The sequence below is a fragment of the Paenibacillus rhizosphaerae genome, assembly GCF_014192015.1.
GTDB lineage: Bacteria > Bacillota > Bacilli > Paenibacillales > Paenibacillaceae > Paenibacillus_AQ > Paenibacillus_AQ rhizosphaerae.
On the sequence record NZ_JACHXJ010000004.1, the window covers coordinates 335,563 to 347,267 of the forward strand.

An 11,705-nucleotide genomic window follows, 5' to 3' on the forward strand; every position below is an offset into this window, starting at 1 on the left:
TGAATGGCTTATTTTCCTGCACCTGACGGCCCCTGCAGTCCAGTCTGGCGAACAAGCTTCCGCCGCTGCAGCTGGAAGGCCGCAAAGCTGAGCACGACCATGCCGACGGTGAACACCGCAAGCATCCAGGCTGACTGGTTCACTTCCAGATGATCCAGGCTCCAGCCCATGAAGAGCGGCAGGATGGCTCCGCCGACGCCGCCGGAGGCGATCAAAATGCTGGGCGTCGATTCTTCGCTGCCCTGCAGAAGCTTGCTCGCAAACACGAGCGCAATCGAGAAGATCCCCGACATGAACAGCCCGAGCAGCAGGATGATCGCGAAAGCCGACCATACCTGGCCCATCAGCGGGAACACGATCAGCAGCACCAAGGTGATGAGGCAGCTGAACAGTACGTAGACCCGGTAGTGAATCTTTTCGGCGACGACGCCGGCAAAGATCCGGCCGACGGACATCGCGATCCAGAAACAGGTCACGCTGAGCGCCGCGGGGGCTTCCTTCATGCCCATTTTTTCAATCAGGATGGCGGGCATAAAGTTGGCCAGGCTCATTTCGGTGCCGACGTACAGGAAGAAGAATACGATAAAGAGGACGAGAATGCCGAAGGCTCCGCCTTGATAAGGGAAGCGTTTGGCCGCGGCATGCTCTTGACCGGACACGGAAGCGGAGGGCCCTTTGGCGCTCAGCACCGCATCGATTTCACCGAAGGATGCTTTCGACCAGAACAGCAGCGTGACGAGCGCGAACAGCGAAATGACGAGGAAGGAGAATCTCCACCAGCCTTCCGTAATGAATCCGCTTGCGATCAGCGGCATAACCATGGCCCCAACCCCGAAGAAAACCTCCAGGCGGCTCATTGCCACAGCGGTTTTATCGGTAATCGCCGCAATAATAATGGTCCCGATCACCGCTTCGATCATGCCGAAGCCAAAGCCTGCGCACACGGCGATGGCATACAGCCATTCCCAAGGCGGCAGCAGGGTGTAGACCAGCTCGGCGGCCGTAAGCAGGCCGATGGCGATCAACAGCCCGCCCCTTTTGCCGAAACGGCGGTTCAGCCACGGGGATACGAGCACGCCGGCCAGAAAACCGGCGAACTGGGTGAAGATCAGCGTCCCGCCTTCGCTGTATTCACGGTGATAATGCTCCAGCAGCACGGGAAGGACCGATCCCAGCACGACATGCGCCAGGCCGATCAGAAAATAGGATAGACACCCTATCCAAATGAGTCGTTTCATGAGGAACTCCTTTACAGTATTAAATTCATGGTGCGGACAAGCCGGATGACGGCCGGTATCTCCATCATAACAAGGTATTCAGGGCACGTCATGTCTATTCTTGGATAAAAGTTACCGTGTTCGAAGGTTCATCCTATACCGGTCAGGGTACACTATGGTTACGGGTTGCGACCCATGGACAACACGAAGCTGAAAGGAGCGGATCATCTAGAGATGGAAGCGAAAATCATCCTGGAACAAAATCTGGCCAAAATACTGGATCACAACCAGTTTTGCTCATTTGCCACGGTGGAAGGGAACCGCCCGAAGCAGCGGTATATGGCTTTATATAATCAGGGCCTTAGCATCCATCTGGTCACCGACCGCAAGACGCATAAAGTCGAGGAGCTGGAGCAGAATCCTCACGTTTCCCTGCTGCTTGGCTATGAAATCGGGGGATCGCGGGAGATTGTGGAGATTGAAGGAACCTGCAAAGTAACGGATGAGGACTCCCTGCGTAAGCAGATCTGGAAGGAAGAATTCAAGAAACAGTTTACCGGCCCCGATGATCCGGATTACGTCCTGCTTGAAGTTACGCCCATCCGTGTAGAATATACGGGAAAAGACGGGGAGAAGCACGAATGGATCGAGTAGATTTACCCTGTCTATAAGGAATTGGAACCATTTTCATAGATCTGTAATACGACCTGATGCTCGAGACCTTGTTCTCGGGCATTATTTTTTGACAATTGGATGTATTTGTCTTTATTTCACAGGTTACATCGATATAAACTACTCTTGTAGACAGAACTTAATTTAACAATGGTTAGTTAAATAAAGGAGTTAAAATTTGTTCTGCCCACCGTACTCGATGTACATCTATTAGGAGGGGTAACATGTCGAAGTCCCGTAAAAAAGTCCTCAAAGGCATCACCGCCGCAGCCGTTGCGATCAACGTGCTCGCCGTTCCGATGGTGCCTGCATTTGCGGACAGCAGCAGCAACGGATCCAAGGTGAAACTGCGGATCATGGAAACATCCGATTTGCACGTGAACATGGTCAACTATGACTACTATGCGGACAAGCCCACTGACGAATACGGGTTTGCCAAGACGGCCAGCCTGATCAAGGCAGCCAGAAACGAAGCGAAGAACAGCCTGCTGTTCGACAACGGGGACTTGATTCAAGGGAATCCGCTTGGCGACTATGTGGCCAAAGTGAAACCGCTTAAAGAGGGCGAAGTGCACCCGGTTTACAAAGCTATGGATCTCATGGATTACGATGCCGGAGGCGTCGGCAACCATGAATTCAACTATGGCCTGGATTTCCTGAAGCTGTCGGAAGAGGGAGCGAACTTCCCGATTGTCAACGCCAACGTCTACAAGGACGACGGGGACAAGGATGACAGCAACGACGTGAACTATTTTACCCCTTATACGATTTTGGACAAAAAGGTAACGGACGAAAACGGCAAGGAGCAGACGATCAAGGTCGGCGTGATCGCATTCGTTCCTCCGCAAATTTCCCAGTGGGATAAAGCCAACCTGGAAGGCAAAGTCATCGTGAAGGACATGGTCGAGACGGCCAAAAAGTTCATTCCGCAAATGAAGAAGGAAGGAGCCGACGTCATCGTCGCCATTCCTCACTCCGGTTTCGAGGATATCCCGGAGACGCCCCTGATGGAGAACACCGTTCTGTATCTGAGCCAGGTGGAAGGAATCGACGCCATCCTGTTCGGACATGCCCATAAAACGTTCCCGAGCGCAGAATTTAAAGGCAAAACCGGTGTCGATCTGGAGAAAGGCACGATTAACGGCGTTCCTTCGGTTGAACCTGGATTCTGGGGCGATCACCTCGGCATCATCGACCTGAACCTGGAGAACGTGGACGGCAAGTGGAAAGTGGTCGACTCGAAAACCGAAGCGCGCCCGATCTACGATACGGCGAACAAGAAGGCGCTCGTTGACGCCGATCAAGAAATCGTGGATGCAGTGAAGACCGAGCATGATGCAACAATCGATTATGTACGCGGTCCGGTAGGCAAAACCAGTGCGCCGATCAACAGTTATTTTGCACTTGTACAGGACGATCCGTCCATTCAAATCGTCACCAACGCGCAGAAATGGTACGTCGAGAAAAACCTAAAGGGAACCGAATACGAAAACCTTCCGGTGCTGTCGGCAGGAGCTCCATTCAAGGCAGGCGGACGTAACGGGGCTTCTTATTATACAAACATTCCGACCGGAACGATCGCGATCAAGAACGTCTCGGACCTCTATGTATACCCGAACACCGTGCATGCCGTTGTGGTCACGGGAGCTGAAGTGAAGGAATGGCTGGAGTGGTCCGCAGGCCAGTTCAATCAGATCGATCCTTCCAAGACGACCGAGCAGCCGCTCGTGAACATGGACTTCCCGACATACAATTACGACGTCATCGATGGCGTAACGTATCAAATCGATGTGACCCAGCCGAACAAATACGATGCGAAGGGCACTGTCGTGAATCCTTCGGCAAGCCGTATCACGAATCTGCAGTTCGACGGCAAGCCGATCGACCTGAAACAGAAGTTCGTCGTGGCGACCAACAACTACCGCGCTTCTTCCTCGAAGCTCGCCAACCCGGACGGCAAGCGGATCATTATGGCCGCTCCGGACGAAAATCGCCAGGTCATCATTGACTACATCCGCGACAACGGAACCATCAACCCGTCCGCTGACGGTAACTGGACCTTTGCGCCGGTGGACGCCAAGCTGAACGTGACCTTTACCTCCTCTCCGGATGCGAAGGACCTTGCGGCCAGCAGCAAAAACATGAAATACATCGGCGGGGCCGAGGATGGCTTTGCCAAGTACGGACTTGATTTGTCGGTCAGCACGGCAGGTACGGCACCCGTGACGCCTCCGGCAACCACACCGGGGACGCCTTCGAAGCCATCCGAGCCATCAACTCCGGCGCAGCCTTCCAAACCGTCCACGCCGTCCAAACCGTCCACACCGTCCAAACCGGCACCGGACACGAAGCCTTCCGGCAAGGTATACGTCATCAAGAAGGGTGACAACCTGTATCGTATCGGCATCAAGTTCGGCGTAGACTGGAAGACCATTGCCCATGTCAACGGCATTACGAACGTGCACGGATTGAAGGTCGGACAGCAAATTATGATTCCGTAAGGCGACTTGCCTGAAGTGGATATTTGATCATTCACCGGCAGGTGGAGATGAAAGACTGAAGACTATCTGCAGCAGGAGCTTATAAACAATAGTCTATGGAGTACAAGAAAACCGGATCATTCCTCACAATAGGGGATGGTCCGGTTTTTATTGTTCCTACATGGGAGCTCTATCTTCCTGCATATTACAGGTTGACTTCCATTTACACTAATAATAGAATATCTAATGTTAGGACATTTAATTATAGGGTGTTTCTGAATATCCTATCTGCTAGACCCGCGTTTGTGGAATACTATCTCAATTACAAATACGGCCTTTCATTTAAGTATGAAACGGATAAGGAGGATATATATTGGCAGAACGCGATTCTTCAGGCAAGGAACTGGATCTACAGCTAGTACGCGTACTAAGAAACATGGTGAAAGAGCTATATGACAGCCTAGAAAGTGATATTGACAATTACGGGCTCAGCAGAGAAACATTTCAAATTTTAGAGCTTCTTTATAATAAAGGACCTCAGCCGATTCAGAAAATCAGCGATACTTTCTCGATTCCAAGCGGGAGTATCACTTACGTAGTCGATAAGCTTGAGAAAAAGGGGCTGGTGGAACGAGTGCCAATACCTGGCGATCGGCGAAAAACGAACGTGACATTAACTGATGAAGGGCGGAGTCAATTTGATCTTATTTTCCCCAAGCACGCTGAATTGATCTCTGATCATTTATCCTTCGCGACGGATGAGGAGAAGCTTGAGCTTATCCGTGTGATGAAGAAAATCGGATATGGGATCAAAAATCGTAAGGGATAACCATGGTTCCGAAACCCTTGGAAAACGAGTATTTCATACAGATGATGTAACTAACTAGGAGGATCTAATCATGGAAATAGGTGTTGATACGTTTGTTGAAACGACTCCGGATGCTCATACAGGTGAGACAATCAGTCATGCCGAGCGGTTACGTCAGGTCGTAGAAGAAATTGTTCTTGCCGATCAAGTAGGACTTGATGTATTTGGAGTTGGTGAGCATCATCGCAAGGAATTTGGGGATTCCGCTACTGCCGTCATTTTGGCGGCAGCAGCACCTATGACCAAGAGAATTCGCTTGACCAGTTCGGTTACCGTACTCTCTGCGGTAGATCCGGTACGTTTATTTCAGCAATTCTCTACACTTGATGGTATCTCGAATGGGCGAGCAGAGATTATCGCGGGTCGAGGATCCATGGTCGATGCGTTTCCGTTGTTTGGTTATGATTTAAAAGATTATGATCAGCTATTTGAAGAGAAATTGGAGCTTTTGCTGAAATTAAGGCAATCGGAGAAGGTAACCTGGAAGGGCGGGTTTCGGCCAGCCTTTACGAATTTGGGCGTCTATCCTCGCCCTGTTCAGACCCCACTGCCGGTATGGCTTGGCAGTGGTGGAAATCCGGAATCGGTTATTCGGGCCGGCGAGCTCGGATTGCCGCTTGTATTGGCTATTATTGGTGGGAGCCCATTAAGGTTTGCCCCGCTCGTTCCGCTGTATAAGAAGGCTGCAGCACATGCAGGACATGATATATCGAAATTAAAGATCGCCGTACATTCGCTCGGGTATGTAGGTGAAAGCAACTCGCTTGCAGCCGATAAGTATTTTCCGTCTACTCAAGCATCGTTTAACTATTTTGCCAGAGAGCGTGGCTGGGGGCAGTATACCCGTTCACAATTTGATGACGGACGGACATTGGAAGGTGCCTTATACGTTGGAGATTCCGAAACGGTGGCCAACAAGATTATATTTATGAGTAAACACTTAGGATTTACGCGGTTTTTCATGCACTTGCCTGTCGGTACCATGCCGCATGAGGACGTCATGAAAGCCATAGAGCTGTTGGGCAGGGAAGTCGCTCCGCGGGTTCGTGAACAGGTCGCGAAATGGGAAGAGGACCATAAATAACACATCCAAGATACGAAGAGGGAGAGAACTACATCATGCATATTTTATCTATTATCCTTCAAGATATTTTAGGGTTAGGATTCCTCATGTTTGGTTTTATGAAATTCGGATCGAAACAAATGGTTGAAGTGTATAAGCATTATGGTTACCCGGGCTGGTTTAGATTTTTTACAGGATTCATTGAAGTTATTTCAAGATTTTGGTTATTGCGGGGGTTTGGAATTAAACATTGGCTGCCTGGGGTAGTTTAATCATTGTGATTACGATGCTTGGGGCGATCCTTACGCATATTAAAATAAACGACAATGTAAAACAAATGATAATGCCGATTGTATTGTTTCTCATTGGTTTGGCGGTATTGCTGATAAACTTTGATCAACTCATTTAACCATTTTAGAATAAAACGCGAATACTACACGGAATGAATTGGAACCATTTTTGCAATATTAACTCTTAAACAGTCAAGTTTTGGAGGAAGACCGATGAATTGCCTGAAAGCTATGCTCAATAATACAGGAACGAACTATGCGATAGACGGTGGCGCTTCCGCTTGGTAAAACAGGCTGTACGGCAACAAAGATAGGAAGAAGCTGATCGGATACGCTCGGTCAGCTTCTTTTTCTACCCAAAAATCCCATCAAGGGGCTTTCGCATCGGTTTGTTTTAAGTATTTGCGGGCAATCCCGATTACCCATAAAAGTAGCGGTATACCAAACAAGAATATCGGTAACACAACGTTTTTCCAGAAGTGCGGAAAATTCACTTGGGTAACATCCACGTTTCCAGGATATAAAGCAACTGCCAATACCGATAATCCGGTGATCCAGAGCATGTTTCGCCATTTTTGCATATGGAATAATCGAGCTGTTCCGTAACTCGCCATGAACATATAGAGGCATATTTTGATGAACACGCTGAAGCAGGTGCCGACGACCAGTAAAATATCGAGGTTTTGAATGAATTCCATGACTGAAATATATTGACTGACCGCATATACAGGGTACTGCAGTTTGGCTGGAACGGTATTGTCCAGTATCATCAACACGTCAAGCGTAACGTTTAAGAGGACGATTGCAGCAATGCCCACGCTCCACAGACCGGAAGATACCGCTCTCTTTTTTTCAGCAAGAAAGGCGATCAGCATTACAATCATAACCGATTCGCCCAGGAAAGAAGCCCCCGGCAAGCTCCCCTTTAATACCGGTATAAGGCCTCCGGCAGGCAAAAGCGGAAGCAGCCGCTCCGGGCGTAAGTCTTTTATCGTTAGGAGCCGGAACAATACAAGGTTGATGACGATAATGGGCCCTATCACTTCGCTGCAGCGTCCAATGATATGGATGCCGCCATGCACCGCGTATATAATCACAAACAACATAAACAAGACGATAACCCATACTGGAGTCCTCATAAACAAGGTCATCTGAACGAAGTCCGCATATTGGCGTAAAACGATGCCTGCTACGCCAATCCAGAGAATTAAGTAAGCCATAATGATCATATAGCCCAACCATTTGCCTACAATTTTCGGTACGTATTCGATGAATGTATCATTTGGATATAATAGGCTCAGCTTTGCCGCGATCAAGGTCATTAGCACTGACAACCCGCCTGCCAAAAGAACCGCCATTGGGGCGCCTTGATTGGCTTCTTTGAAAACCGGACCGATCGCTATTAGTAAAGTCATGCCTGATTCCATCGTAAATAACAACCAGAACAATTGATATTTCGTCAGCTTCATTTCAAGCTCCTTACGGTTTATTAGGAGGAGGTCCCTGGAGTCCGATCCGTCTGATCTTAACATGTGAATTTACAGTGATTTTTGCATCGGAAAACGCTTGCTCCCACCCAGAATCCAAATCTGTCCATTCCGAGGGATGTTGCCGGCTGAACGCTTTTCCGAATTGAAACACATCGACTTTGAACTGCTGTTGTGCTTTTTTGATCACGTTTAAAATGGCTGTCTCCACATGACGATTCAATTCAGCTTCGAACTTATTCAACTGATTGATATTTCGAAGATCAATTGCCGGAATGCTTTCCAACACGACAGCACCGCCTTTCATATCGACTTCAATTTCAACTCGATCGCGTTCAAATTTGGTGCGCACCTTGCATTTGGTTTGCCGGACATCAACGCTGAACGTTCCTCTTCCATCAGGAAGAGGAACTGTAACGGGAACACGATTGGTCTGTCCAGTCACCCACAACCGATAGGCCGACTCCATGCTATCGTAATAACCTGCCAACTGCTGTTTACGGTTAAGAACGGCACGGCCGTAAACGTGGATTGTTTTTTTTCTTTGCTTTGGGTCGTATAAAATTTCGACAGCAGGTAGCGTTAAGCCGCTTCCTTCAACATGTTCCTCGATTAATAACTCCAGCAGTGAATTACCGGTTTTCTTACCGATAATGTTTCTTAATTTGGAAAGGGCGATAACAGGCAGCTTCTCCAGCGGGTAGGATATTTCCATAAACTCGAGAGCGGTCCCTCCCTTTACGACCCACATATCGGATTTAAGCCGACTGTCGGGATCCCGGGTTACCGAGTCCATGAGGTCCGAGATGCCGGCTATTGCCATCTTTTCTCCGAAATAGATGTTATGACGATGCGTACGTGTAATTCTTCGCGACAGCTTTAACTGCATGTCAAAGAGGCAGTCAGATACCGTCTTTCCCACCCCTGTCTCGATGAGGTAAGATTTCTCCGCTCCTCCGCCACCCTCTTTGGAATTCGTTGGAATCAGGAATTGCCCGGTGAGCATAATTTCCCCGTCCTTGAGCCGATCGACACCAGAACCAAACTCGAACAAGCGGTCGTTCAATTCGTGGCGGTCCCAACATCCGGTTAACGGAAGCAGGAGAAGGATGGCTGTCAGTACTCCAAGGCATTTGTTAAGCATATTACCTCCGCCTAGGCTTTCGGATCATGGAAGCCTTATGAGTTCTCAATTTCCACCAAGGTGCGCGTACAAGAACATCCTTGATTTGTTTTGGTTCAAAAGGAGCGATAGGCGATAAGTAGGGAACACCAAATGACTCCAACCTGACCATGTGGATTAAGATGAAGATGCTCACCATGGCGATTCCAAACAAACCAAACGCTCCTGAGATCAGCAGAAGTGGAAAGCGAAGGATCCGGAACGCTATACTCATGTTGTACCGGGGGATGGTGAAGGATGCGATCCCGGTGACTGAGACAATGATGACCATTGGTGCGGACACAATTCCAGCCTGAACAGCCGCTTCACCGATGACCAAGGCGCCGACAATGCTGACGGCTGAGCCTACGGCTTTTGGCAGCCTAACTCCCGCCTCGCGTAAACCTTCGAACAGAAACTCCATTAATAGGGCCTCGATGACGGCCGGAAACGGAACTCCTTCGCGGGCGGAGGTAATGCTCAGCAAAAAATTCGACGGCAGCAGCTGCGGATGGAATGTCGTAATGGCCACGTAGAGAGAAGGTAAGTATAAGGAAATGGTAAATAGAATAAACCGGGTCCACCGAATCAAGGTAGCGTATATAAAACGCTCGTAGTAATCCTCGGCGGCTTGAAAGGCGGTCCAGAACGTCATCGGAACGAGCAAGGCTTGAGGCGTTCCATCGGTTAATATCGCTACTCTCCCTTCTATCAAATTCGCTGCCACAATATCCGGACGCTCTGTGTCCAGAAGCTGAGGGAAGGGGCTGAACGATTTATCTTCAATGAGCTCTTCAATATAACCGGATTCCAGGATGATATCCATGCGGATGTTGGAAATTCGTTGCTTGACCAGTTGGACTAAGTCTGGACGGGCTAGTCCTTCCACGTAGGCTATGGCGACTTTTGTTTTGGACAACTCTCCAAGAACGACAGATTCCAGCTTGAGTTTTGGCGTTCGAATTCTTCGGCGAATGAGGTTCGTATTGGTTTGAAGCATTTCAGTGAAACTCTCCTTAGGCCCACGTATGGCCACTTCAGAGGACGGCTCCTCGACGCCCCGATGCTCCCAGCCGGACGTTTCCAGAAGTATGGCTTCCGGTTCACCCTCGACGAAGACAGCCAGGTATGATTGCAGGATCGATTCGGCGATTTCCTGTAAACGGCTTTCATGACGGAGTGGACCTATGACCGCAAAGTGCTCTTTTAGGTTGGGATAATTAATCGTTTCTTGGACGCCGGCGCCGGTTTTCTCCAGTAACCAGGATTGAAACAAAGGCGATTTAAATGCGTTTTTTTCGATCATACCGTCGACATAGACCATAAGAACAGCACATTCATTAGACAGATCGACCCGTTGAAAGACGATATCAAAGCAAAGTTCGAATACCTGTTTAAGCAGCGCTAAATTCTCATCTAAATTTGTGCTTATTTTTTCCCGCGGATATGAAACAGGGCTGGGGGACGATACCAAGATTGTTCAGCTCCACTAATTTTTCCTTATTGTTCTTTTGAGTATAGGTATTTATACAAAAGAGAGATAAACTTCCCTCGCTGTAAAGATGCATATTTAATCGAACTTGAAGTCATTCTAGAACCTAGTCAGCATGGAAGGAGTAGGAAGATGGAGAAACTTGATGGAAAAGTGGCATTGATTACCGGGGGAAACAGCGGAATCGGAATGTCAACCGCGAAATTGTTTATAGCAGAAGGTGCAAAGGTAGCAATCACCGGCAGAAATCAGACCTCATTAAACGCTGTTTCAAAGGAACTTGGTTCTAATATTTTAGCCATTCAAGCAGATGCTGCTGAACTAGAGAGCATGGAAAAAGCGGTGTCCAAAGCAGTTGCTGTCTTTGGTAAACTTGATGTCGTTTTTGCCAACGCTGAAATTTCATCACCTACGCCTTTAGGCGGCACAGACCTCTCGGTTTTTGAAGAGGTTCTCAAAATAAACGTTACCGGCGTGTTTTGCACGGTACAAGCTGCTCTTCCATATTTGAAGGATAGGGGCTTCGGTCATATTAAGCGGATCAACCCGTGCAACGGATGGGGCCCGCAAAGATCCGCTTACGAGCAAAGGAGCCATCAGCAGCATGGCAAGAGTGTTTGTCTCTGAATTGTCACCGCGAGGCATCCGAGTAAATACGGTTGTGCCCGGGGCAACACGCACCCCCATCTGGAATAAGTCGACACCTAAAGAAACTATAAAACTAGAAACTGCGCAAGCGAATACGATTCCTCTGAATCGTATGGGAGATCCCGAGGAAATCGCCAGCGTTGTCTTATTTCTGGCTTCCGAAGATGCTTCATTTGTTCAGGGAGCGGAAATTACAGTAGATGGGGGAGCGCGCTCTGCACCATTAGGAGCTCCCATATACCTTTAACATAAATTAGTTCCAAGAGTATTTCTTCTGTAGATGAAGCGGCTGTTTTAGTGCGCTCCGTGTAAGTACTTGGTGCAGC

Annotated in this window: 10 protein-coding genes and 1 pseudogene; 7 read left to right on the plus strand and 4 right to left on the minus strand. The window is 48.7% G+C overall.

Features of this window, described 5'->3' with window-relative positions; translation table 11 throughout:
- Window positions 1–8: 8 nt before the first annotated feature.
- Window positions 9–1,316, minus strand: coding sequence for an MFS transporter (locus FHS19_RS23630; protein ID WP_312887332.1), 1,308 nt, complete (start codon window positions 1,314–1,316; stop codon window positions 9–11).
- A gap of 96 nt (window positions 1,317–1,412) precedes the next feature.
- On the opposite strand from FHS19_RS23630, the gene FHS19_RS23635 reads away from it, so the two are divergent.
- The 5 genes and pseudogenes from FHS19_RS23635 (at window position 1,413) to FHS19_RS35770 (ending at window position 6,709) form a co-directional block, all read left to right on the plus strand.
- Window positions 1,413–1,871, plus strand: coding sequence for a pyridoxamine 5'-phosphate oxidase family protein (locus FHS19_RS23635; protein ID WP_246426780.1), 459 nt, complete (start codon window positions 1,413–1,415; stop codon window positions 1,869–1,871).
- A 242-nt stretch (window positions 1,872–2,113) separates the two neighbouring features.
- Window positions 2,114–4,390, plus strand: a complete 2,277-nt coding sequence (locus FHS19_RS23640) for a bifunctional 2',3'-cyclic-nucleotide 2'-phosphodiesterase/3'-nucleotidase (RefSeq protein WP_183584254.1) — start codon at window positions 2,114–2,116, stop codon at window positions 4,388–4,390.
- Window positions 4,391–4,742: 352 nt separating this feature from the next.
- A complete protein-coding gene (locus FHS19_RS23645; RefSeq protein WP_246426781.1) occupies window positions 4,743–5,198 on the plus strand; it encodes a MarR family winged helix-turn-helix transcriptional regulator in 456 nt (151 codons plus the stop codon).
- Between the two features lie 70 nt (window positions 5,199–5,268).
- Complete coding sequence (locus tag FHS19_RS23650; RefSeq protein ID WP_183584255.1) at window positions 5,269–6,321, plus strand: LLM class flavin-dependent oxidoreductase; 1,053 nt, start codon at window positions 5,269–5,271, stop codon at window positions 6,319–6,321.
- Window positions 6,322–6,419: 98 nt separating this feature from the next.
- A pseudogene (locus FHS19_RS35770) lies at window positions 6,420–6,709 on the plus strand (DoxX family protein).
- 249 nt (window positions 6,710–6,958) lie between these two features.
- Here FHS19_RS35770 and FHS19_RS23665 read toward each other — a convergent pair.
- The 3 genes from FHS19_RS23665 to FHS19_RS23675 are packed head-to-tail and all read right to left on the minus strand — an operon-like array spanning window position 6,959 to window position 10,713.
- Window positions 6,959–8,059, minus strand: a complete 1,101-nt coding sequence (locus FHS19_RS23665; protein ID WP_183584258.1) for a GerAB/ArcD/ProY family transporter — start codon at window positions 8,057–8,059, stop codon at window positions 6,959–6,961.
- Window positions 8,060–8,069: 10 nt separating this feature from the next.
- Window positions 8,070–9,221, minus strand: coding sequence for a Ger(x)C family spore germination protein (locus tag FHS19_RS23670; protein ID WP_183584259.1), 1,152 nt, complete (start codon window positions 9,219–9,221; stop codon window positions 8,070–8,072).
- Window position 9,222: 1 nt separating this feature from the next.
- On the minus strand, window positions 9,223–10,713 hold the full coding sequence (locus FHS19_RS23675; RefSeq protein WP_183584260.1) for a spore germination protein: 1,491 nt from the start codon (window positions 10,711–10,713) through the stop codon (window positions 9,223–9,225).
- Window positions 10,714–10,863: 150 nt separating this feature from the next.
- Between FHS19_RS23675 and FHS19_RS34630 the strand changes: the two genes are divergently transcribed.
- The gene (locus FHS19_RS34630) at window positions 10,864–11,358 is read left to right on the plus strand and encodes an SDR family oxidoreductase (protein WP_204797569.1); all 495 of its coding nucleotides are present in this window, start codon (window positions 10,864–10,866) and stop codon (window positions 11,356–11,358) included.
- On the plus strand, window positions 11,336–11,626 hold the full coding sequence (locus tag FHS19_RS35775; protein WP_204797568.1) for an SDR family NAD(P)-dependent oxidoreductase: 291 nt from the start codon (window positions 11,336–11,338) through the stop codon (window positions 11,624–11,626). Before FHS19_RS34630 ends, FHS19_RS35775 begins: the two co-directional genes overlap by 23 nt.
- Window positions 11,627–11,705: the final 79 nt, after the last annotated feature.

Excerpts from the sequence above, each read along its gene's own strand:
- FHS19_RS23635 (WP_246426780.1), top strand. The coding sequence starts at position 1,413 with ATGGACAACACGAAGCTGAAAGGAGCGGATCATCTAGAGATGGAAGCG.
- FHS19_RS23665 (WP_183584258.1), bottom strand. The coding sequence starts at position 8,059 with ATGAAGCTGACGAAATATCAATTGTTCTGGTTGTTATTTACGATGGAA.
- FHS19_RS23650 (WP_183584255.1), top strand. The coding sequence starts at position 5,269 with ATGGAAATAGGTGTTGATACGTTTGTTGAAACGACTCCGGATGCTCAT.
- FHS19_RS23640 (WP_183584254.1), top strand. The coding sequence starts at position 2,114 with ATGTCGAAGTCCCGTAAAAAAGTCCTCAAAGGCATCACCGCCGCAGCC.
- FHS19_RS35775 (WP_204797568.1), top strand. The coding sequence starts at position 11,336 with ATGGCAAGAGTGTTTGTCTCTGAATTGTCACCGCGAGGCATCCGAGTA.
- FHS19_RS34630 (WP_204797569.1), top strand. The coding sequence starts at position 10,864 with ATGGAGAAACTTGATGGAAAAGTGGCATTGATTACCGGGGGAAACAGC.
- FHS19_RS23670 (WP_183584259.1), bottom strand. The coding sequence starts at position 9,221 with ATGCTTAACAAATGCCTTGGAGTACTGACAGCCATCCTTCTCCTGCTT.